This window comes from Actinoplanes sp. NPDC049265 (assembly GCF_043197135.1).
Lineage (GTDB): Bacteria > Actinomycetota > Actinomycetes > Mycobacteriales > Micromonosporaceae > Actinoplanes.
Genome location: NZ_JBICSP010000029.1, coordinates 19,992 through 43,140 on the forward strand (window position 1 = coordinate 19,992; position 23,149 = coordinate 43,140).

General features: G+C 72.6%; 15 protein-coding genes. 9 read left to right on the top strand and 6 right to left on the bottom strand.

Translation table 11 applies throughout. The features are described 5' to 3' along the window. Positions 1-81 precede the first annotated feature (81 nt). The 6 genes from ACGFIO_RS40630 (at position 82) to ACGFIO_RS40655 (ending at position 5,486) form a co-directional block, all read left to right on the top strand. The gene (locus ACGFIO_RS40630) at positions 82-597 is read left to right on the top strand and encodes a sigma-70 family RNA polymerase sigma factor (RefSeq protein WP_392835685.1); all 516 of its coding nucleotides are present in this window, start codon (positions 82-84) and stop codon (positions 595-597) included. Then, positions 581-1,996, top strand: coding sequence for a hypothetical protein (locus ACGFIO_RS40635; RefSeq protein ID WP_392835687.1), 1,416 nt, complete (start codon positions 581-583; stop codon positions 1,994-1,996). The genes ACGFIO_RS40630 and ACGFIO_RS40635 overlap by 17 nt, the downstream gene beginning before the upstream one ends. Beyond that, positions 1,993-2,955, top strand: a complete 963-nt coding sequence (locus ACGFIO_RS40640; RefSeq protein WP_392835689.1) for an ABC transporter ATP-binding protein — start codon at positions 1,993-1,995, stop codon at positions 2,953-2,955. The genes ACGFIO_RS40635 and ACGFIO_RS40640 overlap by 4 nt, the downstream gene beginning before the upstream one ends. After that, complete coding sequence (locus tag ACGFIO_RS40645) at positions 2,952-3,797, top strand: ABC transporter permease (RefSeq protein WP_392835691.1); 846 nt, start codon at positions 2,952-2,954, stop codon at positions 3,795-3,797. Before ACGFIO_RS40640 ends, ACGFIO_RS40645 begins: the two co-directional genes overlap by 4 nt. Positions 3,798-3,954: 157 nt before the next feature. Then, the gene (locus tag ACGFIO_RS40650; protein ID WP_392835694.1) at positions 3,955-4,434 is read left to right on the top strand and encodes a GNAT family N-acetyltransferase; all 480 of its coding nucleotides are present in this window, start codon (positions 3,955-3,957) and stop codon (positions 4,432-4,434) included. Positions 4,435-4,511: 77 nt separating this feature from the next. Further along, positions 4,512-5,486 carry an acetylxylan esterase gene (locus tag ACGFIO_RS40655; RefSeq protein ID WP_392835696.1) on the top strand — a complete coding sequence of 325 codons (975 nt, stop codon included), beginning with the start codon at positions 4,512-4,514 and terminating at the stop codon, positions 5,484-5,486. Here ACGFIO_RS40655 and ACGFIO_RS40660 read toward each other — a convergent pair. After that, a complete protein-coding gene (locus ACGFIO_RS40660) occupies positions 5,450-6,325 on the bottom strand; it encodes a PPK2 family polyphosphate kinase (protein WP_392835699.1) in 876 nt (291 codons plus the stop codon). The two genes, ACGFIO_RS40655 and ACGFIO_RS40660, sit on opposite strands and share 37 nt — an antisense overlap. Positions 6,326-6,492: 167 nt before the next feature. Then, positions 6,493-8,238, bottom strand: coding sequence for an MOSC domain-containing protein (locus ACGFIO_RS40665; protein ID WP_392835700.1), 1,746 nt, complete (start codon positions 8,236-8,238; stop codon positions 6,493-6,495). Between the two features lie 250 nt (positions 8,239-8,488). Here ACGFIO_RS40665 and ACGFIO_RS40670 point away from each other — a divergent pair, with 250 nt between their 5' ends. Together ACGFIO_RS40670 and ACGFIO_RS40675 are read left to right on the top strand one after the other, a co-directional pair. Continuing rightward, positions 8,489-8,812, top strand: a complete 324-nt coding sequence (locus ACGFIO_RS40670) for an STAS domain-containing protein (protein WP_392835702.1) — start codon at positions 8,489-8,491, stop codon at positions 8,810-8,812. A 90-nt stretch (positions 8,813-8,902) separates the two neighbouring features. After that, on the top strand, positions 8,903-11,323 hold the full coding sequence (locus ACGFIO_RS40675; protein WP_392835704.1) for a glycoside hydrolase family 2 protein: 2,421 nt from the start codon (positions 8,903-8,905) through the stop codon (positions 11,321-11,323). Between the two features lie 307 nt (positions 11,324-11,630). On the opposite strand, the gene ACGFIO_RS40680 is transcribed toward ACGFIO_RS40675, so the two are convergent. Together ACGFIO_RS40680 and ACGFIO_RS40685 are read right to left on the bottom strand one after the other, a co-directional pair. Then, positions 11,631-13,262 (bottom strand): ATP-binding protein, encoded by a 1,632-nt coding sequence (locus ACGFIO_RS40680; protein ID WP_392835706.1) that lies wholly within the window; start codon positions 13,260-13,262, stop codon positions 11,631-11,633. A gap of 110 nt (positions 13,263-13,372) precedes the next feature. Beyond that, positions 13,373-14,146 carry an RICIN domain-containing protein gene (locus tag ACGFIO_RS40685; RefSeq protein ID WP_392835708.1) on the bottom strand — a complete coding sequence of 258 codons (774 nt, stop codon included), beginning with the start codon at positions 14,144-14,146 and terminating at the stop codon, positions 13,373-13,375. Positions 14,147-14,528: 382 nt separating this feature from the next. Between ACGFIO_RS40685 and ACGFIO_RS40690 the strand changes: the two genes are divergently transcribed. Further along, positions 14,529-15,488, top strand: a complete 960-nt coding sequence (locus ACGFIO_RS40690) for a hypothetical protein (RefSeq protein WP_392835710.1) — start codon at positions 14,529-14,531, stop codon at positions 15,486-15,488. Positions 15,489-15,807: 319 nt separating this feature from the next. Here ACGFIO_RS40690 and alr read toward each other — a convergent pair whose 3' ends face one another. Together alr and ACGFIO_RS40700 are read right to left on the bottom strand one after the other, a co-directional pair. Further along, entirely contained in the window at positions 15,808-17,004 is a 1,197-nt protein-coding gene (alr, locus tag ACGFIO_RS40695) for an alanine racemase (protein ID WP_392835713.1), read from the bottom strand. Then, entirely contained in the window at positions 16,997-23,149 is a 6,153-nt protein-coding gene (locus ACGFIO_RS40700; protein WP_392835715.1) for an amino acid adenylation domain-containing protein, read from the bottom strand. The genes alr and ACGFIO_RS40700 overlap by 8 nt, the downstream gene beginning before the upstream one ends.

Here is a 23,149-nt window from a genome sequence, read left to right on the forward strand (position 1 = left end):
AACAGGCCCGCAAGGGGCCCGGAGCCGCTCTGGCTCCGGGCCCCTTGTCACATTTCCGGACCCGGCGGTGCTTACCCGGATGTGGAGCAGGATGTGATGGTGGCCGGCGTCCGGCCCGACCTGGAGCAGGTCTTCCGGTCGGCCTACCCGCGGGTCGTCGCGGTCGCCGCCCGGGTGCTCGGGTCCCGCGACGAGGCCGAGGACGTCGCCCAGGAGGTGTTCCTGACCTTCGGGCGCTCCTCGGTGCCCGCCACCGACGCCGCCGGGTGGCTCTCCGTCGCCGCCGCGCACACCGCCCTCAACCACCTTCGCACCGGCCGCCGCCGCGCCTCCCGCGAAGCCGTCGCCGACGACGCCGCGATCGCACCCGACGTCGCCGATGAGGTGGTCACCCTCGAAGAGCGCCGGAGGGTACGCGCGGCGCTGGCCACGCTGCCCCGCAAGCAGTCGGTCGCCCTGGTGCTGCGGCACAGCGGCCTCAGCTACGCCGAGGTGGCGGCCGCCCTCGACCTCTCGCCCGGCAGCGTCGGCACCACCGTGCGGCGTGCCGAGTCCGCCCTACGCAAGGAGTTGAACCGTCATGCGCCATCCGACTGACGGCACCCTGCGCCGGCTCCTGGACGAGCCGGCCGGCGTCGCCGACACCGACCGCGCCCACGTGGCCGGCTGCCGGCGCTGCCTGGCCGCGCTGGCCGCCGCACGCGAGGACGCCCTGCTCGTCCGGGCGGCGCTGCGGGCCGACCTCGACCCCGCCGCTCCCGCCGATCCCTCCACGTCCGGCGTGTCGGGCCTGTCTGCCGCATCTGGCGTGAACGGCGTGTCGGGCCTGTCTGCCGCATCTGGCGTGAACGGCGTGTCCGGCCTGTCTGCCGCACCTGCCGTGAACGGCGTGTTCGCCGCGTCGGGCGCGCCCGACGCTCTGGACATGACCGCGGACGCCGGCCTGGCTGTCGACGTGGGCGCGGCGTGGCAGCGGCTTTCCGCGACGATGGCCGCGGCGCAACCCGACGCCTCAGCGCAGGTCACGGCCGAGGGGGCGACTATCGGTGCGCAGAGCTATACCACCTTCGCGCGGCCGAATGCCCCGGAAGTGGCGTCGGCGCAGGTCACGCCCGAGGTGATGCACATTTGTGCTCAGAGCAAAGGGACGGCGGCGGGTCGGGGTACCCGGGGCGAGGGTCGGTGGCGGAAGGCGTTGCGTAGCCCGGTCATCGCCGTTGTCGGAGTGGCCGCCATCGTCACCGGGGCGAGCGCGGCCGCGGCCGGGGACTGGTTCCCGATCTTCCGGGCCGAGCGGGTCGTGCCGATCACCGTCGACCCGGCCGACCTGGGCAAACTGCCCGAGCTGGACGCGTACGGGGAGGTAAAGATCACCACGCCGGCCGACGTGCGGAAGGTGCCGAACGCGGCGGCGGCGCGGGAGGCGACCGGGCTGAGTGTGCCGCGGGTCGGCGGGCTGCCGCGGGGCGTGACCGGTGATCCCGGGTTCCTCGTCGTCAACCAGGTCGGCGCGCAGTTCACGTTCGACGCCGCCAAGGCCGCCGCCACCACCGGGGGCGGCGCCCCGGCACCGCCCGCGGGGCTGGACGGCACCGAGTTCCGGATGACCGCCGGGCCGGGGCTGGCACAGGTGTGGACCGAGGTGCGCGGCATGCCGGCCCTGGTCGTCGTCCGGATCGTGGCGCCCAGGGCGTACTCGTCGGGCGTGCCCTTCGAAACCGCCCGCGACTATCTGTTGTCGCTGCCCAGCCTGCCACCGTCGGTGGCCAAGCAGCTGCGCGCCTTCACCGGCGACGGGACCAGCCTGCCGATGATCGTGCGGCCGGACGAGAGCAGCGCCGCCGCCACCGACGTGAACGGCGTACCCGCCACCCTCCTCACCAACCGCGGCAACGCCGTCAACGGGGTGGTCTGGGTCGAGGATGGTGTGATCAACGCGGTCGGTGGCTCGCTCAGCGCCGACGAGGTGCTCTCCGTCGCCCGGGGGTTGGCATGATCGAGGCCGCCGAACGGCTCGTCGCCGGGCTTCCGCCGGCCGCGGCGGTCTGGTGTTCCGGGCTTCGCAAGCGTTACCGCCGGCAGACGGCCGTCGACGACGTGTCGTTCACTGTCGGCCGGGGCGAGGTGGTCGGGCTGCTCGGCCCGAACGGCGCCGGCAAGACCACCTGCATCAAGATCCTGCTCGGCCTGGTCCGGCCGGACGCGGGCGAGGTGCTGCTGCTGGGCCGGCCCGCCACCGACCCGTACGCCCGGACCAGGGTCGGCTACCTGCCCGAACTCTTCCGCTACCAGCCCTGGCTGACCGCCACCGAGGTGCTGGCCCTGCACGTCCGGCTGTCCGGCGTCCCGCCCCGAGACCAGCGTGTGCGGCCGGGCAGGTCACCGGCCCGCGACCTGCGTGAGGTGCTCGGGCAGGTCGGGCTGGCCGACCGCGCCGGCGACCGGGTCGGCGCGTTCTCCAAGGGCATGCAGCAGCGGCTCGGGCTGGCCGTCGCACTGGTCGCCCGGCCGGAACTGGTGGTGCTCGACGAGCCGACCAGCGCGCTCGATCCGCTGGGCCGGGCCGACGTGCGGGACCTGCTGCTAGGCCTGCGCGAACAGGGCGTGGCCGTGCTGCTCAACTCGCACCTGATCGGCGAGGTGGAACGGGTCTGCGACCGGGTGGTGATCCTCGACCGGGGGAAGGTGGCGGCGTCCGGCACGCTCGACGAGCTGCTCGGCCGGACGGAGATCCGGCTGCGGCTGACCGAGGTGGACGCGGCGGCGACGGCGCGGATGGAGGCGCTGGGGCGGGTACGGCGGGACGGCGACGCGTACGTCGTCGAGGCGCCCGCCGACGCCGTCCCCGGCCTGGTCGCGGAGCTGGTCGGGCTCGGGGTGCGGGTGCACTCGGTCGAGCCCGGGCGGATCAGTCTGGAGGAGCGGCTGCTCGACATCCTGCGGGGGGAAGAATGACGCTGTCGACCGTACCCGTCATCGCGGGTCTGACCTTGAAGGAAGCCGCCCGGCGTAAGGTGCTGCGTTCGCTCGCCGTGTTGACCGTGCTGCTGCTGGCCCTCAGCGCGTGGGGGTTCTGGCGCCTCGAGATCGAGTTCGGCACGCTGACCAGCGGCGAGTCCAAGCTGGCGGCCTCCCAGGTGCTCAACCTGGTGATGTTCGGGCTGAGCCTGATCGCCGCGCTGGGCACCGCGTTCCTGGCCGGCCCGACCGTCTCCGGCGAGATCGAGTCCGGCGTCGCGCTGGCCGTCATGACCCGCCCGGTACGCCGTTCCGCGGTGCTGGCCGGCAAGTGGCTCGGGTTGGTCGCCTTCGGCACCGGCTACATCGTGCTGACCGGCCTGGCCCAGTTCCTGATCGTGCTGGCGACGCTCGGCTATTGGCCGCCGCACCCCGTCGAGGGCCTGTTCATGCTGGCCGGCCAGACCACGGTCCTGCTCACCTTGGGCCTGCTGCTGTCCACGGTGATCTCCCCGATGGCGTCCGGCATCGTGTCGGTCGGCCTCTTCGGCGCCACCTGGATCGCCGGCGTGGTCGGCCAGGTCGGCGACGAGCTGAACAACTCCAGCGTCGCCGCGGTCGGCGAGATCTCCCGCATGATCCTGCCCACCGACGGCCTGTGGCGAGCCGCGATGCACGCCTTCCAGGACCCGGGCGCGGTCGAGTTCGCCGCCGGCTTCGGCGCGTCCCCCTTCCTCAGCATGGTCCCCACGCCGCTCGCGTACTACGGCTGGGCGGCGATCTGGGCGGCCCTCATCCTGGGGCTGGCCGCCCTGTCCTTCCAGCGGAGAGACCTCTGATCGCCGTCCGCGTCACGCCGGCCGACCCTTGGCGCCGCCGCCCCACCGTCCCGGATGGACGAAGCGGTCCGCCGGCTGTCCACCGTGGTCGGACTCCGGGCCGTCTCCGGGCATCCCCGGCTTGGCCGATTCACCGAGCTCGATCTAGGCTGCGCGGGTGCTGCTGCGCCCCGCGACCCACGTGGACGAGGTCGCCGATCTGTGGATCGCGCTGGCCGGCCATCACTACGCCGTCGACCGGGGGATCGGACAGCTGGCCGAGCCGGTCGGCGCGGCCGAGAGCTGGCCGTCGCGGCGCCGGCAATACGAGACCTGGTCGGCCGAGCCGGGCTGGCTGCTCCTGGTGGCCGAGGTCGACGGCGAGGCGCACGGGTACGCGGCCGCCCGGATCACCGCGTCGGCCAGCGCGTGGCAGGTCGGCGACCGCATCGGCCACCTGGAAACGTTGGCCGTCGCCCCGGACGAGCGCGGCGAGGGTGTCGGCACCGCCCTGGTCACGGCGGTCCGCGACCACTGGCGGCGGGCGGGGGTACGGCTGGCGCTGGTGTCGGTGCTGGCCGGCAACGACGAGGCGGCCCGCTTCTACCAGCGGCTGGGCGCGGTCGAGTTCACCCGCACCAGCGTCTTCCCGATCTGAGGGCAAGGCGTCCTCGGCTCGCTGATGATCCCGGCGGGGCATGATGGGCGTGATCGACTCAGGAGAGGAGCGGGCCCATGCCGCTGTGGGATCTCAGTGCGGACGAGTTGCCCGGCTATGCGCCGGAGATCGCCGAACCGGACGACTTCGACGAGTTCTGGGCCGGGACGCTGGGCGAGGCCCGCGGTTACGACCTGGGGCTGCGGCTGGAGCCCGTCGACACCGGGCTGGTCCTGGTGGACGTGTACGACGTGACGTTCAACGGCTTCGGCGGGCACCCGATCAAGGGCTGGCTGACCCGGCCCCGGGGACTCGACGGGCCGCTGCCGGCCGTGCTCGTCTGCAACGGCTACGGCGGTGGGCGCGGGCTGCCGACCGGGCACCTGGAGTGGGCCAACGCCGGCTACGTGGAGCTCTTCCTGGACACCCGGGGCCAGGGGAGCGGCTGGGGTGACGGCGGCGACACCCCGGACCCGGTCGGTGCCGGGCCGGCCCATCCGGGCTACCTGACCCGGGGCATCCTCGATCCGCGCGAGCACTACTACCGGCGGCTGTTCACCGACGCCGCCCGGGCCGTCGAGGCGTTGCGGGCGGTGGACGGGGTCGACCCGGCGCGGGTGGCGGTGACCGGCCGCAGCCAGGGCGGCGCGATGGCGCTGGCCGTCGGCGGGCTGGTGCCGGACGTCGCCGCGGTGCTTCCCGACGTACCCTTCCTCTGCCATATCCGCCGGGCCGTCGACATCACCGCCCGTGACCCGTACGCCGAGGTCTCGGCCTATCTCGCCGTCAACCGCGCGCACACCGAGCAGGCCTTCCGCACCCTGTCGTACATCGACGTGGCCAACCACGCCAGGCGCGCGGTCGCGCCGGCCCGTTTCTCGGTCGCGCTGATGGACCAGATCTGCCCGCCCTCGACCGTGTACGCGGCCTTCAACGCGTACGGCGGCAGCGCCAAGGAGATCGACGTCTGGCCGTTCAACGATCACGAGGGCGGCGGCGGGCACCAGTGGCCGCGTCAGCTCCCGTGGCTGTCGGGGGTACTCAGCCGCTGACGTTCGGTCTCCACGTCGAAGCCGGCCGGCGGGTACTGCGGGTCGATCGACGCCAGCGCGTCCCGCAGCAGCGTCGCCACGGCCCAGTTGCGGTACCACTTCCGGTCGGCCGGGACGACGAACCAGGGGTTCGCGACGGTGCTGCAGCGGGTCAGCGCGTCCTGGTACGCCGCCTGGTAGTCGTCCCAGCGGGCCCGCTCGGTGACGTCGCCCGGGTTGTACTTCCAGTACTTGGCCGGGTCGTCGAGCCGGTCGAGCAGCCGCTGCCGCTGCTCCTCGGGCGAGATGTGCAGCATCACCTTGACCAGGGTCAGCCCGTCCTCGGCCTGCGCCGCCTCGAACTTGTTGATCTGGTCGTAGCGGCGCGACCAGACGTTCTCCGGCACCAGGTCGTGCACGCGTACGACCAACACGTCCTCGTAGTGCGACCGGTTGAACACGCCCACCTGCCCGGCGGCCGGCAGCGCCCGCTCGACGCGCCACAGGAAGTTCTGCCGCTTCTCCTCGTCGGTCGGCGGCCCGAAGCTGACCGCCTTGATGCCGGTCGGGTTCAGCCCGCCGAACACGCTGCGCACCGTGCCGTCCTTGCCGCCGCAGTCCATGGCCTGCAGCAGGAGCAGCACCCGCCGGCTCGTCTGCCCGCTCTTGGCGCTGGCGAAGAGCTTCTCCTGGTACGCCGCCAGCTCGCTCCCGATCGCCGCGACTGCTTCCTTCGACCACGCCTTGGCGTCCTTCCGGACCGCCTTGGTATCGGGCAGTCCCGGCGTACCCTTGGGATCGACTTTGTCGAGCCGGAATGACTCGGGGTCCACGGCGAGCACGTCACGAAGCTGCGTCATCCTGCGGACGTTACCCTTCACCAGGCATTTCGACCCGGATCATGGAGTTCGCCGGCGGCCCGGTGGTGCACGAGACCCAGTATTTCGGCGACCCGTTCGGGGCGCCGGCCGCGCGCATCGCGATCGCCGAGCCGATGCCGGCCGCGAGACCAGCCGCGCCTGGGCTTCTAAAGGTCGAGGACGACGTCGCCGGCGGGGCGCGCGGAGCAGATCAGCACGTTGCCCTCGGCCGGTGGGTCGACCGGGTCGGTCGTGTACTGCACCGCACCGGACAGCAGGCCGGTCTCGCAGTTGTGGCAGACGCCGACGCGGCACGACCAGCGGACCGGGACGTCGCAGGCCTCGGCCAGGTCGAGCAGGCTGGCCTCGGCCGACGGCCACGGAACGGTGACGTTGCTGCGGGCGAAGGACACCGGCGGTCCGGTGCCCGGCTCGCCCGCCGGCGGATGCGGGGACCGGGCCGGGGCGGCGCCGATGCCGGGGGTCAGGGCGGGGCGCGCGCCGAAGACCTCGGTGTGGACGCCGGTCGCCGGGAGGCCGGTCTCGACCAGGGCGGCGGTGACGTCGGTGAGGAAGGCGGCAGGCCCGCACAGGTAGGCGTCGGCGTCGGGCGGGAGGCGCAGCGTACGCAGCAGATCCGCCGACAGGCGGCCGGCCGTGTCGTAATCCCGGCCGAGGCGGTCCGCGGGGGCGGGCCGGCTGAGGCAGACGTACGAGTGGGCCCGGGGCAGCCGCGCCAGCAGGTCGGCGGCCTCAGCCGCGAACGGGCGCTCGGCGCCGCTCCGGGCCGCCTGCACCCACCACACCTCCCGGCCGGACGCCTCCGCGGCCAGCTGGTGCAGCATGGCCAGCACCGGCGTCGCCCCGACACCCCCGCTGACCAGCACGACCGGGCTGGCTCCGGGGCGCAGGACGAACGAGCCCCGCGGCGCCGCCGAGTCGATCACGTCGCCGGGGCGGACCCGACTGTGCAGGTAGCGGCTGGCCGCGCCCTCGCGCTTGACGCTGATCCGGTAGCGGGCGTCACCCGGCGGCCCCGACAGCGAATAGCTGCGGACCAGGCCGGGCCCGACCCGCACGGTCAGGAACTGCCCCGGCAGCGCGGCCGGCAACGGTGTGCCGTCCGGGTCAGCCAGGGTGATCGACGCGATCGTCGAGCTTTCCGGCTCGACCGCGACCACCCGCAGGCCCCGGAAGCCGGTCCAGGCCGGTGGCGGCGTCGCGTCGACCAGTCCGGCATTGCCGCCGGCGGCCTCTGGCTGGTCGAGCATCGCCCGGAACGACGCCTGCCAGCCGGGACTGAGCGCCGGTACACGCAGCGCCTGCTCGATCCGTTCCCGGGAGTGTCCAGGCAGGTAGAGCAGCGCGTCGACGTCGGCGACGGTCAGCGGCTCGGCGCCGTCGGCGACCTTGACGATGTCGTCGCCGGCGCTGACCTCGCCCTCCTGGAGCACGCGCAGGTAGAAGCCGGGCCGATGATGCTGTACGAGTAGGGCCGGCATCCGCGGCTCGGCCATCCGGATCCCGACGCGGTAGCAGGTGACGCGCGGTTGGGTCACCTCGAACAGCGCGTCGCCGATCCGGTACCGGTCGCCGATGCGCACCTCGTCGTCCGGCAGCCCGTCGACGGTGAAGTTCTCGCCGAACTGGCCCAGCACGAAGTCGTCGCGGCCGAGGAACTTCTCCCAGTACGCGTACGAGCCGAGCTGGTAGACGAAGACCGCCCGCTGCTCGCCGCCGTGACCGCCGAGGTCGCCCTGCCCGTCGCCGTCGATGTTGAGCCGGCGGGCCATCGCCGGCCCGTCGACCGGCGACTTCCAGATGCCGGTGTGTACCGACCGGCCGCGCCACAGCACGTCCTTGGGCCGGCCGACGTTGACCGACCGCAGCGTCGCCCGGCCCGAGGAGTTCATGGTCCTCATCCTGCCCCGGTCAGCCACCGCTGGCGAGTTCCCGGGCGCGGGCCTGGACGCGGTCGTTGCCCTCGGTGGTGAGGTAGCCGGCCACTGTGGAGCGCGTGGCCGCGTGCACGTGCAGACGCCCGCGGGCGGAGTCACGGGATGATCCCGAACGGGTGTCGCCGAGTCGCGCCGGTGGCTACCGCCTAGTACGGTGAATCCGCGTGGCCCTGAGGAGAACGACAGGCGACGGAAGGTAAACGCGATGACCGACACTGCGGTCGACGTGCACTCCGGCCCCGACGACACCCTGGTCATCCACCCGCGCGGCGCTCTCGGCGCCGACGCCGCGGCCCGGCTCCGGCGCCTGCTCGTGCAGGCCGTCCGGCACACCCGGCCGTCGCGGCTGATCCTCGACCTGCGTGACGTCTCCCACCTTGACCCGATCAACCTCGGCGCCCTGGCCGCCGCCTGCGACCTGGGCGACGACCACGAGGTCGAAGTCTCCCTCGAGCACAACTCCCCGGCCCTGGCCGACCAGCTGTGCGCGGTCGGCGTGGAACGGGCCCGCCTGCACCACCGCGCGTGACCCTCGGGGCTCGAGCCGCCGCCCGGCCCGGCTTCCCCGGCCGCCGGCGCCGGTCTTGCCCCGCTTGGTCCGCTCGCGAACAATGACCGCATGATCCGTGCTGACCTGCACGCCGGCTGGACCGTGACCGCCGCCGACGGCTCGACCGGGCCGCTGCCGGCCGAGGTGCCGGGTTCGATACACACCGACCTGCTCGCCGCCGGGCTGATCGAGGATCCGTACGCCGGCACCAACGAGGCCGGCCTGGCCTGGCTGCACCGGTCGGCCTGGGTCTATCGCCGCACGCTGCCCGCGGTCGCGGCGGCCGCCGACGAGCGCGTCGACCTGGTCTTCGACGGGCTGGACACCGTGGCCACGCTCACGCTGGGTGACACCGAGCTGGGTCGCACCGCCAACATGCACCGCGGCTATCGCTTCGACGTGCGCGATCAGATCAACACCGATCAGGAGCTGACGGTACGGTTCGACAGCGCGCTCGCGTACGCCGAGGCGATGCGCGACCGGCTCGGGGCGCGGCCGTCGGCGTACGAGCATCCGTACAACATGGTCCGCAAGATGGCCTGCGGTTTCGGCTGGGACTGGGGACCCGACCTGCAGACCTGCGGCATCTGGAAACCGGTGCGGCTGGAACGGTGGCGGGTCGCCCGGCTGGCGTCGGTGCGCGTGCTCGCGACGCTCGAGGCGGACAACACCACCGGACGACTCGACGTCCAGGCCGAGATCGAGCGTTCGTCACTGCGACCCGACGGCGAACTGCTGGTTCGGGTGGCCGTGGCCGGTCGCGTCGGCGAGGCCCGGGTCGCGGCCGGGGAGAGCACGGCGTCGGTCGAGCTCACCGTGCCGGACGCCGCGGTGTGGTGGCCGGTCGGCTACGGCGCACAACCGTTGAGCGACGTGACCATCGAACTGCTCGACGGCGCGGTGGTGCTCGACCAGGCGGCCAAGCGGGCCGGGTTCCGGCGGGTGGAACTGGACGAGACTCCCGACGCGGTCGGAAGCCGGTTCGCCATCGTGGTCAACGGGCGCGAGGTGTGGGCGCTCGGGCTCAACTGGATCCCGGAGGACCACCTGCTCACCCGGCTGACCCGGGAACGCTACGCCGCCGCCGTCGACCGGGCCGTGCTGGCCCACGCCAACCTGCTGCGGGTGTGGGGCGGCGGGATCTTCGAGTCGGACGACTTCTACGACCTCTGCGACGAGCGTGGCGTACTCGTCTGGCAGGACTTTCCGCTGGCCTGCTCGGCGTACCCGGAGGAAGAACCGAGCCGCGGCGAGATCCTGGCCGAGGCCCGGGAGAACATCGTCCGGCTCGCCTCGCATCCGTCGCTCGCCATCTGGAACGGCGGCAACGAGAACCTGTGGGGCCACGAGGACTGGGGCTGGAAGGCCGAACTCGGCGACCGGACCTGGGGTCTCGGCTACTACGAACGCGACTTCCCGGCGCTGCTGGCCGAACTCGACCCGACCCGCCCGTACCACAAAGGCAGCCCGTCGAGCCCCCGCGACGTGCACCCCAACGACGACCGGTACGGCACCCGCCACGAGTGGGAGTCGTGGAACCAGCGCGACTACACCTGGCACGACCGGCACGTGCCCCGGTTCTGTGCCGAGTTCGGCTGGCAGGCGCCCCCCACCTGGGCCACCCTGACCGAGTGGCTCGACCCGGCCGACCTGCGCAAGGACTCGCCCGCGTTCCTGCTCCACCAGAAGGCGGCCGACGGCAACGGCAAACTCGACCGCGGCCTCGCCCACCACCTCGGCGTACCCGCTGATTTCGCCGACTGGCACTGGGCTACCCAGCTCAACCAGGCCCGCGCCACCACCTACGCCGTCGAGCACCTCCGCGCCCACCGGCCACGCACCATGGGCAGCATCCTGTGGCAGCTCAACGACTGCTGGCCGGTAACGTCGTGGGCGGTCGTGGACAGCGCCGGCCGCCTCAAACCGTCCTGGTACGCCCTGCGCCGCGCCTACGCGCCGCGCCTCCTGACCATCCGCCCCCGGTCGGTGGCCGTCATCAACGACACGGACCGGCCGTGGTCCGGCACGGTCACGGTGCGCCGCCTGACCTTCGCCGGCACCACACTGGCCGCCGCCGACCTGCCGGTGGACGTCGCACCGCGCTCGGTGGCCGAGCTTCCCCTGCCGTCGCCCGTTTCCACACCGGACTCGGCGGCGGCCGAGGTGGTGGTCGCTGACTTCGACGGGGTACGCGGATTCCGCACGTTCATCGAGGACCAGACGCTCGCCTACGACCCCGCCGCGCTCACGGCGACCGTGGCACCGGCCCCCGGCGGTTACGCGGTCACCGTGACGGCGTCGTCCTTCGCCCGTGACATCACCCTGCTGGCCGACCGCGTGGCCATCGACGCCGCGGTCGACGACCAGCTGATCACCCTCCTGGCGGGCGAGACCCACACCTTCCGCGTACGCACCGCGCGGAACATCGACCCGACTGCGCTGCTCGCCCCGTCGGTGCTCCGCTCAGCCGTCATCCCCATCAGGCCTTGACCGGCGCCGCCCGACTGAGCTGACCGGCGCCGGCCCGGTCGCCACGAACTCCGCCCGCGTGCGAGCTTGCTGACGGCGGTGCTGATCGGTGGTCCGCCGCTCGAACTGCACGGCGAAACTCGGTGAGGAGATTGTCCGGGGTCCGAAGCCCTGGCCTCCGGGGGTCTGGAGCGGGTGAGTTGGTTCGCCGCGACCGCAGGTGCTAGACCTGCGGTCGGGGCAGGCAGCTTGTTGGCTCATCTCGGGGAGCAGCGTCGGTCGCCCATCGGTTGCCGACGTGTGGTGAGTCGTGCTCCCGCGGCAGCGATCAGTCCGGCTGCTGGGCGTCGTCGAGCATGCTGGACATCGTGCCGGCCCGCAGCAGCGCGAGCCCGGCGGCCGGCACGCCGGCGTCGGCGGCTGCCACCAGCAGAGTTTGGCCTTCGGCGCACCGTCCACGCGAATCCCAGTACCGAAACAGCGCGTCGACCGTCCGTTCGTCGACGGATGCGGGCTCGTGCCGCAGCGTCCAGCGCAGCGCTGCCCGCACGTTGTCCACGTCGGCGTCCAGCAACCGGCACCCCTCGTCGGCTACGTCCGCGGCCTCGCGGATGCGCTGCAGATATCGGTGGGCCATGTGCTGCCCCACCGCCCACCGCTCGTGCCCGTCCAGCAGCTCACGGGCCAGGTCACGCATCGGGTCCGGAAGCCGGTAGCGGGTCTGCTCGGGCGCGTACCGGGCACGCAGCAGGCTCGCGTCGAGCAACTCGGCGAGCCCGGCCAGCAGCCAGCTCTGGTCCCGCCCGAGTCCGGTCACCACCGGCTCGAGGTCGGCGAGGCAAACCCCCGACGGGAAGAGGCTGAGCCAGCCGAACAGGGTACGCGCGCCGTCGGGCACGACGGTCAGGCTGTACTCGATGGTGGCGCGCAACGACCGGTGGCGCTCCTGCGTACCGCGCAGGCCGTCGGCGAGCACGTCGAGTTGGCGGTGCAGCCGGGTCACCAACTCGGCCGGGGCGAGGACCCGCAGTCGGGCCGCGGCAAGCTCGATCGCCAGGGGCAGCCCTTCCACCGTCCGGCAGATCATCGCCAGGTCCGCACGGTTGGCCGCGTCGAGCCGGAAGCCCGGGCGCACCTGCGCCGTACGGTCCACGAGTAGCGTCAACGCCGCGCTGTCGGCCGGGTGACCGTCAGGGCCGGGCACCGGCAGGCCCGCTAGGCGCACCTCACGCTCGCCCCGGATGCGCAGCGGAATCCGGCTGGTCACCACAATGGTCAGGCCGGTGCAGCGCGTCAGCAGGCCCTGGATGGTCGCGGCAGCGTCCAGCAGCCGCTCGAATCCGTCCAGCAGCAGCATCGAACGCCGGTCGCGGATCGCGGCGGCGATCCGCGTCACCGGATCGAGCCGGGACCCGCCGCCCACCCCCATGGCCTCGGCGATCATCTCACCGACCAGAGCCGGTTCGGTGACGCCGCTCAGGTCGACCCGGCGGATGTCGAGACCGTTTCGGGCCAGCACGACGGCGGCCTCGGCCAGCAGCCGAGATTTGCCCACCCCGCCTGGGCCGCTGAGCGTGACGAGTCGATGCACCCGGCCGGAGGCCAAGTCCAGCAGCGTGGCCAGCTCGGCGTCGCGCCCGAGCATCCGGTCCAGTTGCGCCGGTGGTGGCGGTGCGGCCGGCGTGGGTGCGCCGGGACGGGCGGCGGTGAGCAACGTGATCCGCTCCACATCGCTGAGCAGCAGGGCGTCCGCGATGGCGTGCAGTGACCAGTGGCGCGGTCGGCTCGTCACGCCCCGTTCGAGGTCGCGCAGGGCGCGTTCGCTGAGGCCGGAGCGCCGAGCGAGCTGCGCCTGGCTGAGCCCGGCGGACCGGCGCAGCCGGACCAGCAGCTCGGCGACGGCCGTGCGGACGGTGCCGGGGTGCGACGCCGGCTCCCCAACGGTATCGACGGCGGTCATCGACCCATCGTAGGCACGGTGAACGGCGGTTCCTCGCGACCACCCGTGTCCGGGTTCGGACACGGGTGGAGGCCGAACCGGCGGACCGGTCCGGCCCCGTGGTGGTGCCGTCAGGCCCAGAGCTGGTTGATCGCGCCGGCGGTGCGCGACCGCATCACGACACCGTTGGCGTCCTCGTCGGTCATCGCCCTCAGCGATGAGGGATCGATGAAGTGGCTGCCGCCCAGCGATCCGCTCGGGACGACCTGCCAGAGCTGGCGGGTGCCGCTGCCACACGTGTTGACCTTCACGATCGCGCCGTCCATCAGGTTGGAGCTGCGCGCCAGACACAGGCTCTGGTCGGCGATCAGTTTGATGTTGACAATGCCGGCGGGCTGGTTGGCCGCACCGACGATCTTCCAGCGCTGAATGGTCGTGCCGGTGAAGACCTCGGTGGTCGTCGAGCTGCCCGCCGTCGCGGAGACGGGCTGCAATGCTTCACTCTGGACGTTGCGGATCGAGCCCAACGGGCCGGCGGACGCCGGGCCCGCCCCGGCGAGCATGCCGACGAGCACGGAGGCCGCGACCGACACCAGCGTGACCGACCGGCGGATGGTGAATGACGTCATCGTGGATATCCCATCGATACAGGCGAACCGGATGTCCGCGCTGATCGCCAGGTTTGCCGCTCGTCCATGCCGGACGAAAGGATGCGCGGAGAAACCTCCGGTCGAACTGCCGATGTGCCGGAGACGCACGTCACACGACAGGCCGTCGCGGATATTTCCTGCCGAGTCGAATTCGGCCGCCGCCCGCGCAGGCTCCAGCAACTCTCGTGCGAACGCTCGCTTTCCGAGTAACTCCCACAGGATCGCAGGGCCGGCCGTCACGATCAATTGCGTCAAGCGGAGTTCGCGCTCCGGCCCGACTTCTCAGGTGGCTTCCGGATCCGGCCATGTACCGGGGTCAGCGAAGCTGAACTCACCGCCGTGCTTGGCCGGGCGCCCCGATCACCCCGGCCGCACGTGGCGGGGCGGGCAGCCGGAACACCCCAAATGACAATCTGATTGTCGCAAACCCGCATACCGACTCCCAGTCACCAAACCGTTGACCGACGTCGAGATCGCCATCCAGGCGACGCCGTACTTGTCGTTGGCGGAGCTGGTGGAGAACCGCGACCAGGCCGGCCCCAGCCCGGTCATCCCACAGGGGACGTTCGCCTCTTCCCTCACCGCCGGAGGGGTTCACCCTGAAGGTGGGGCAGGACTGACCCGAAGGGAATGCATCATGAGACGAATCTTGGCGGCTTCGGCCGCGGTTCTGCTCGCGTCCTTGCTGGTGACCGCGTCGCCCGCCGCACCGGCCGGCGCCGGTCCGGTCCGGCACTATGCGGCGGTCGAGCTGGGCACGCTGAACGGTGCCTACCCCGCGGCGTACGCGCTCAACGACCGGGACGAGGTGGTGGGCATCGTCGACCACCGTCCGTTCCTCTGGCGCGACGGGACCATGATCGGTATCGAGGGCACAGCCGACTGGGTGGCCGCCCTCGACATCAACGAGCGAGGTCAGGTGGTCGGCGGCGGGGCCGGCGGCGGCGCCTTCCTCTGGGAGCGCGGCGTGACGATCCCGCTGCGGTCCGGCGACGACGTGGCCTACACCGCGATGGCGATCAACAACCGCGGTCAGGTCGTCGGCACTTTCTACCCGTCCGGCGACGGCGTGCCGCACGGTTACCTGTGGCAGCGTGGGACCTTGACCGACCTCGGCGAGATCCAGCCCGTGGACATCAACGACCGGGGCCAGATCCTCGTCTCCCGTCCGCAGGCGGCCATCTGGGCGAACGGTCGGCTGACCGCCCTCGGCGGACTCGGCAACCCGGTCGCGATCAACAACCTGGGCTGGGTCGTCGGCACGACGGTGATCGAGGACTACTCGCTGCGGGCCGTGCTGTGGCGCAACGGCCGGGCCACCCAGCTGGGCACGCTGGGCGGCACCCGTGACAAGCCGACCGCGATCAACGACCTGGGCCAGGTGCTCGGCACGAGCACCACGGCTGACGGGTACGTGCATCCGGTCCTGTGGCGCAACGGCCGCACGATCGATCTCGTGCCCCGCGGCATCGTTCTGCAGACGCTGCCGTCGCAGGCCTACATCGGCGGCGTCACCGGCCTCAACAACCGCGGCCACATCGCCGCCAACGTGCCCAGGCCGTCGGACTGGGCCGGCATCGCCACGCTGTTCCGGTAGGCGCGGCCGAGAAGCCCCGGCCCCTGGCCCCCATCGGCGGCCGCCCACGGGCTGACCACACCTCCATGGCGGTTTACCAGAAAAGAATGGTTCTCCAGGTCCTCAAGGGCACGGACAAGCCGTGCACTGGGTGTCGCAAGCTCTGGCCTCCGGGGTCGTGGCATACCGTCGTCTGCACGCCGGTCAGCCTCACGCGCGATGTGCCCGGCCCGCCGGCAAAGAGCGCGACGTCGAAGGCGACCTCAGCGGTACGCCGACCCAGATCTTGATCCCCGGCCTGGTCATTCCGCGCGCAGAAGGTGGAAGGGCACTCGCACGTTCACAGGCAGTCGCCGGGTGGCGACCCCGGTGGCTGGGATGACGCGCGCCTATACCGTCGTGGGATGCCCGGGGCGATGCCCGTCACCAACTCGTAGACGGTCCGGCCGCAGCGGCTGGCCAGCTCTTCGGCGCTTACCTCTTCGGCGTTGTCGCTTCCGAGCAGGGTGACCTGCTCGCCAGGCCGCACGTCGGTGTCGCCGCAGTCGATGACCGCGTGGCTCATGCCGACGGCGCCCGCGATGGGGAAGCGGCGGCCGCGGATCAGAACTTGGCCGCGGTTGCTGAGTAGCCGGGGAAGGCCATCGGCGAAACCGACCGGGATGACGGCCACGGTGGACGGCCGGTCCAGCCGGTACGTGAGCCCGTACGAGAGCCTCTCGTCCTGGCCCAGGAGCCGCGTCTGGACGACCGTCGTCGTCCAGCGCATCGCTGGCCGGAACCGGTCACCGACGGGGAGGGCGGCGCCGGGCCGGATGCCGTACAACAGGGCGCCCACCCGGACCGCGTCGAACCGGGCCGACGGCAACCGCAACGCCGCCGCGCTGTTGGCCGCGTGGACCCGTACGTCTGACCGGACCTTCTCGGCGAGGGAGCCGCGAGCCGTGTGCAACCGGCGGAGCTGCACCGCGGCGAAGTCGTCGGAGGGGTCGTCCGCGGTGGCCAGGTGGGTCCAGATCGCCTCGAGGCGCAGACCGGCGGCGTCGATCCGCGCCACCGCCTCCGCCGTGTCCTCCGGCGCCACACCGAGCCGGTGCATGCCCGTGTCGATCTTCAGGTGGACCGCGGCCGGCCGGGCCGCGCCGGTTGCCGCACGGCCGACCCGCCCGACGCCGTCCCAGGTGTACACGGTCAGGGTCAGACGGGCGCGGATGGCTTCGGCCTCCTCTCCCGGAAGCGGCTCGGTGAGCACGACGATCTCGCGGTCCGGAAGCGATTCACGCAGCCGCAGGCCCTCCTCGACGAAGGCGACGGCGACGGCCGGAACGCCGGCCGCCGACACGGCCCGGGCGACCTCGGCCGCGCCGTGCCCGTAGGCGTCGGCCTTGACGACCGCCATCACCTCGGCGGGAGCGACCAACGCCCGCGCGGCACGCGCGTTCGCCGCGATGATGTCGAGGTCGACGGTGACCGTCGTGCGGGCCGTGCGCTCCGCCGCCGGATCCACCATCGCTGCCGTGGCCGTTGACTCAGCCATCGATCCGGCCCGTCCGTCCGCGGACGGTCACGGCCAGCCTCCGTACGCTGGGATTCTCGAACAGCTGGTGCAGTGGCAGATCGATGGCGAACCGGCGGCGCAACTGTGCCACCAGGCGGACCGCCAGCAACGAGGTCCCGGTCTCGAAGAAGCTGGTGTCCAGATCGGCCGGTGGCCCCCCAGTCAGCTCCCGCCAGATCCGCACGATGGCGTCCTCCACCTCGTCCATCCCGCCGAGTCCGGCCGGCTCCCGGGCCGGAGCCACCAGCCGGGTCGATTCCAGCGCCCGATGGTCGACCTTGCCACCGGACAGGCGCGGCAGCGTGTCGAGCGGCACGATGCGGCCGGGTACGAGGTGGTCCGGCAGCTCGGCCCGCACCTGCTCGGCCAGCGCCGGCGACAACGCGACACCCGGCTGCGGCACCACGAACGCGCACAGCACCGGGCCGGCGCCCGCGTCGACGGCCACGACCGCAGCCTCCCAGACGTCCGGATGGCGCCGCAGAACAGCCTCGATCTCGGCCGGCTCGACGCGGAAGCCGCGCAGGTTGATCTGCCGGTCCCGGCGACCGGCGAGCCGGACGGAGCCGTCGGGCAGGAACCGGCCGAGATCGCCGGTCCAGTAGATCCGGTCGGCCGGGTCGCCGCTGAACGGGTTGACGGCGAACCCGTCGGAGCGTGCCGGTGACCCGACATAACCGCGGGCCAGATGCGGCGAGCGGACGCCGATCTCGCCGATCTCGCCGACACCGCAGAGATGGCGGCGGTCACGGCAGACGAGGATCTGGGCGTCGGCCACCCCGGTTCCCACGGGCACGGGCAGCGCGGCGAGGTCGTCCTCGGGGACGACGTGATAGGCGACGGCCTGCGGTGTCTCGGTGGCGCCGTAGAAGTTGACCAGGGTGGCGCAGGGGGCCAGGCGGCGGGCCGTGGCGAGGTGGTCGGAGGTGAGGGGCTCGCCGCCGAGGAACAGGTAGCGCAGCGAGGGCACCGGAGGCGGCCGGTCGGCGCCCATCGCGTCCAGCAGCGACGGCGTGAGATGGCAGATCGTGATCCTGTGGTCGCCCAGCCAGGCCGCGAGCCGCCGCGGTTCGCGGTGCACGCCGGGGGCCGGGATGTGGATCTCGCCGCCCGAGTACAGCGCCGCGAACACGTCGCGCAGAACCGGGTCGTGGCCCGGACCGGACAGCAGGCCGAATCGGTCGCGGTGGGTGAGACCGAAACGATCGGCCTGCCAGGACAGGAACCGCTCGAGCGGAGCCAGCGAGCTGAGGACGCCCCGTGGCTCTCCGCCGCTGCCGGAGGTGAACACGATGTGGCCCGGGCCCGCCCCGGTGTGTCCGGTCTCCGCCGCGCCGTCGACCGGCCGCACCTGGGGCGCAACCCCGCCGCCAACGATGTCGATACGTCCGGCCGACCCTGCCGCGAGGATCTGGCGGGCCAGGCGGCGGGCGGGCTGGTTGCCGTCGATCAGCGCGAACGTGCTCCCGGCCAGGGTGGTCGCCAGGAGCGCGGCGACGAGCTGCGGGTGCCGTGCGGCGACCACCGCGATGACGGATCCCGGGCCCGCCGTGGCGGCCACGCCGCCGGCGAGCTCGGTGGCCCGCTCGTCGAGCTCGCCGTAGGTCCACTCGCCGGTGTCCGACACGATGGCGCGGCGTCGTGGATGACGGCGGGCGATGTCGTCGAACCGATCGAGCAGACGTGGCGCCGTGGCCGGGACCCGGGCCAGGACGGGATCGGGAAGCGCGGGGACGTGTCCTGTCTCGATTGCGCCGGCCCGGGCGTCGGGGCGGCCGGCCAGCCCGGTCAGGATGTCGAGGTACTGCACGGTGAAAGCGGCCATGCGCTCCGGTGAGTACAGGTCGGCGTTGTAGATCAGGGCGCAGCGGAGTTCCTCCGGGCCGTCCCAGACGTACAGGCTGAGGTCGAACTTGGCGGCCATCTCCTCGGCGACCATCGGCTCCCACGACAGACCGCCGGCCTCCCGGGCGTCCGCCTCGGCGGGCACCAGGTTGAACAGCACCTGGAAGAGGGGGTGGTAGGCCAGGTCGCGGGCGGGCCTGAGCTCTTCGACCACGACCTCGAACGGCAGATCCTGATAGGTGAAGGCGTCCAGGACCGACTCGCGCGTCCGCCGCATCAGCTGTGCCACGGTCGGATCGCCGGACAGGTCCATCCGGATCGCGATGGTGTCGACGAGCAGCCCGATGACGTTCCGGGTCTCCGGCTGCGCCCGGTTCGCGGCCGGTGAGCCGATGACGAGATCGTCCTGGCCGCTCTGCCGGCTCAGCAGGAGCGCGAAGGCCCCCAGCAACGTCATGAACAGCGTCGTCCCGTGGTCCCGTCCGCTCTCACGCAGGCGTTTGGCCCGCTCGGCCGGGATCGTGAACCACTCCGTGGCACCGCTGTACGTCTGGACGGCCGGCCGAGGACCGTCCGCCGGCAGGGCCAGCACGGGCGGCGCGCCGGCGAGCCTCCGCCGGGGGTACGCACGCAGGTCGCGGGCGACCGCCTCGTCGGCGAGGTGGGCGCGCTGCCACATCCCGATGTCCGCGAACTGGATCGCGTCGGGTGGTGGGGGCGGCCCGCCATGCGCGTACCGGTCGGCCACCTCCTCATGGAACAGGGCGGCCGACCAGGCATCGACGACGCTGTGGTGGGCGGTGAGCAGGAAGACGTGTTCCGTCTCGGAAACGGTCAGCAGAGCCGGCCGGACCAGCGGTCCCCGGGCCAGGTCGAACGGCGCCGCCGAGAGCCGGCGGATCCAGCCCTGAACGCTTCCGTCGTGCTCCAACGTGTCGTGGGGCAGATCGAGGCGCAACACCGGCGCGATGATCTGGTACGGCTCACCGTCCGCACTGCCGTAATGGGTCCGAAGGGACTCGTGCCGTCCGATGACCGCGTTGGCCGCCTCCGCGAGCCGGGCCCGGTCCAGCGGTCCCCGGATCCGCACCGGGATGGCCAGGTTGTACGCGTTGCTGTCCGGCCGCAGCTGGTCCAGGAACCACAGCCGGCGCTGCGCGAAGGACAGTGGCGGCCGTTCCGGCCGTGGGTAGCGACGGGGGCTCGGCCGGTCGCCGGCGCCGCGACCGCGACGGGCCTGGAGCTCGGCCTCCAGACCGGCCAGGGTCGGCGCGTCGAATAGCGCGCGCAGTGGCAGGGACGAGCCGAAGAAGCGGCTGATCAGCGCGACCAGCCGCCCTCCGAGCAGCGAGTCGCCGCCCAGCTCGAAGAAGTCGGCGGTCGGTCCGATGGTGCCCGGGTCGCGTCGCAGCACCTCCGCCCACAGCAGGGCGAGCTGTGCCTGCACCGGTGATCCGGGCGCGTTCTGCTCCCCGGTCGTGGCGGTGGGGCGCTCGGCGAGAGCCGAGCGGTCGACCTTGCCGCTGGCGTTCAGCGGCAGCGAGTCGACCAGGACAACCCGCGGGACCATGTATCCGGGAAGCAGCCCGGCGAGGAGTCCGCGCAGGGCGGCGCCGGTCAGGCCCGGATCGGCCGGTACGACGTACGCGATGAGCTGCTTTTCCAGGCTGGCCGGCGGGTGGGCGACGACGGCGCACTGCAGCACGCCGCCATGCTGGACGAGCTGGCTCTCGATCTCGCCGAGCTCGATCCGGAAACCTCGGATCTTCACCTGGTCGTCGGCCCGGCCGAAGAACTGCAGCGTGCCGTCGGGCAGCCATCTACCCAGGTCACCGGTGCGGTAGAGACGCCGGCCGTCGGCCGCGGTGAAGAACCGCGCCGCCGTGGTCTCCGGGCTGCGCCGGTATCCCCGGGCCACTCCGGGACCACCCAGGTGGATCTCGCCGGGCACGCCCACGGGCGCGGGCGCGTCACCGTGGCCGAGGATGCGGACCTCGGTGTGCGGCAGAGGCCGGCCGATGGGAACCGACGAGCTCAGGTCGTCCGCGGTGATGCGGTGCGAGGTGGCGAAGATGGTGCCCTCGGTCGGACCGTACCCGTTGATCAGGGTGAGGCCGGGGCAGGTCGCCAGCACCCGGGCGCAGTGCTCGGGTGAGAGGATGTCGCCGCCCGCGATCAGCTGACGGACCGAGCCGAGGAACTCCGGAGCCGAGTCGACGAACTCGTGGAAGAGCCCGGCCGACAGCCACATGGTCGTGATGCCGGTCTGTCGGACGAACCGGCCCAGTTCCACCGCCGACCACGGTGGCCGGGGTGCGAGCACGAGGCGGGCCCCGTTGACCAGCGGGGCCCAGATCTCGAACTGGGACACGTCGAAGGCCAAGGAGCCCGCGTGCAGGACCACCTCGTCCGGACCCATGTCGACGAACCCCGGCCGCAGGATCAGTCGGGTGACCGACCGGTGCTCGACCATCACCCCCTTGGGGCGGCCCGTCGAGCCCGAGGTGTAGCAGATGTACATCAGGCCGGCCGGTCCCTGATCGTGTTCGGCGGGCCGGGCCCCGTCGTCGTCGAGGTCCGCGCCGGAGGCCGCGGCCGCCAGATCGACGACGACCGGGCCGAGCCCGTCCGGTATCGCGACGTCGTCGGACGTCAGCAGCGCCCGTAGCCCGCTGTCCAAAACCTGGTAGCGCACCCGCAGCGCGGGCAGTCCCGGATCGATGGGCACGTAGGCCGCGCCGGCCCGGAGAACACCCAGCAGGCCCGCCACCATGTCGGCCGATCGGTGCGCGATCACGCCGACCGCGTCCCCGGCGCACACGCCGGCCCTCTGCAGCGCCGTGGCGACCCGATCGCCGGCCTGGTCCAGCTCGTGATAGCTCAGACGGAGCTCACCCTGCTCGACCGCGATCGCGTGGGGCCGGATCCGGGCCTGTTCCGCGACAAGTTCGTCGACCCGGTCGCCGGAGATCGGCGGAAACACCGGTCCGCTGCCGAACCGGGCCAGCTCAGCCAGTTCCTCCGGGTCCGACATCGGGATGGCGCCCAGGCTCAGACCGGGTGCGGCCGCCCCCGCGCCGACGATCACCGCGAACTGGCGGAGCATCCGGGTCGCGGTCGCCTCGGTGAACATCTCGGCGTTGTAGGTGAGACTCGCCTCGTACCCGTCCTCGCTCCGGCGCAGCGTCAGATCCAGGTCGCGTTCGGTCACGGGCGGGGCGACCGGTACGTGCTCGACGCCCGCCGCCCGGCACGAACCGTCGGGAATCCGGTCCCGGTAGGCGAAGGTCGCCTGAACCAGGGGTGCTCGGGTGGGGTCGGCGGATGGCGCGATCGCCCGGATCAGGCGACCGAGCGGCACGTGGTGCCGGTCCGCGGTCAGGCGTTCCCGCTCCACCTGCCGCACGAGCTCGCCGAACGAGACCGTCTTCCCGGTGTCGACCCGGACGATGTGCAAGGTCTCGAGCGGGCCCATCGGGTGGCCGGGCGCGCCCCTTTGGCGGCCGGGGGGCCGGGCCGCGACGCCGACGGCGATGTCGTCGCCGGAGCTGTACCGCGCCAGCAGCACGACGAAGGCCGCTGCCAGCGCCGATTCCGGCGCGAGTCGTCCGGTCGCCGGGATGCCCCGGAGGGTGCTGGTCCGGGCCGCGTAGCTCCGGGACGGCGGCGGCCGGAGGTCGGCGGGCAGCTGGAGCGGAGTGAGACCGTTCAGCCGCTCGCGCCAGAACGCCAGGGAGCCCGGGTCCTCGGCGGGCTCGGGCCAGGCCGTGATCGCCGGTTCCGGGGCGTCCGGGCCGCCCGCGGCGGCGTACCGCACCAGGACGTCCGACAGCAGCCGTTCGACCGAAGGCTGATCGAGCACGCAGCGGTGCGCCATCACGATGACGAAGCTGGGCCCGGGGCCGCCGGCCGGGCGGACCAGGGCGCATCGGACCAGCGGGGCCCGGCCGGGCTCGAACGGTTCCGCGGTCAGTGTGATCGCGGCGTCGAGGATCGCGGTCGCGTCGCCCCGTCCGGCCTCGACGTCGATGACCGTGACAGCAAGCGGGCCGCCGGCCCGGGCGGTCCGGACGAAACGGTTCTCGGCCGGCGCGAAGGCCGCGCCGAGCCAGGAGCGCCCGCGGGTGAGCTCCTTGACAGCCGCCGACAGCGCTTCGAGGACGACTGGTCCGGCGAAGCGCACCATCGCCACCGCGGAATGGGCCGGGGCGAGCCGTGCCTCAAGCTGGTGGAGGAACAGCATCCGCTCCTGGTCCGCGTCGATCGCCACGATGTCCAT

Excerpts from the sequence above, each read along its gene's own strand:
- alr (WP_392835713.1), bottom strand. The coding sequence starts at position 17,004 with ATGGCTGAGTCAACGGCCACGGCAGCGATGGTGGATCCGGCGGCGGAG.
- ACGFIO_RS40635 (WP_392835687.1), top strand. The coding sequence starts at position 581 with ATGCGCCATCCGACTGACGGCACCCTGCGCCGGCTCCTGGACGAGCCG.
- ACGFIO_RS40675 (WP_392835704.1), top strand. The coding sequence starts at position 8,903 with ATGATCCGTGCTGACCTGCACGCCGGCTGGACCGTGACCGCCGCCGAC.
- ACGFIO_RS40640 (WP_392835689.1), top strand. The coding sequence starts at position 1,993 with ATGATCGAGGCCGCCGAACGGCTCGTCGCCGGGCTTCCGCCGGCCGCG.
- ACGFIO_RS40665 (WP_392835700.1), bottom strand. The coding sequence starts at position 8,238 with ATGAACTCCTCGGGCCGGGCGACGCTGCGGTCGGTCAACGTCGGCCGG.
- ACGFIO_RS40645 (WP_392835691.1), top strand. The coding sequence starts at position 2,952 with ATGACGCTGTCGACCGTACCCGTCATCGCGGGTCTGACCTTGAAGGAA.
- ACGFIO_RS40680 (WP_392835706.1), bottom strand. The coding sequence starts at position 13,262 with ATGACCGCCGTCGATACCGTTGGGGAGCCGGCGTCGCACCCCGGCACC.
- ACGFIO_RS40690 (WP_392835710.1), top strand. The coding sequence starts at position 14,529 with ATGAGACGAATCTTGGCGGCTTCGGCCGCGGTTCTGCTCGCGTCCTTG.
- ACGFIO_RS40660 (WP_392835699.1), bottom strand. The coding sequence starts at position 6,325 with ATGACGCAGCTTCGTGACGTGCTCGCCGTGGACCCCGAGTCATTCCGG.
- ACGFIO_RS40700 (WP_392835715.1), bottom strand. The coding sequence starts at position 23,149 with ATGGACATCGTGGCGATCGACGCGGACCAGGAGCGGATGCTGTTCCTC.
- ACGFIO_RS40655 (WP_392835696.1), top strand. The coding sequence starts at position 4,512 with ATGCCGCTGTGGGATCTCAGTGCGGACGAGTTGCCCGGCTATGCGCCG.
- ACGFIO_RS40670 (WP_392835702.1), top strand. The coding sequence starts at position 8,489 with ATGACCGACACTGCGGTCGACGTGCACTCCGGCCCCGACGACACCCTG.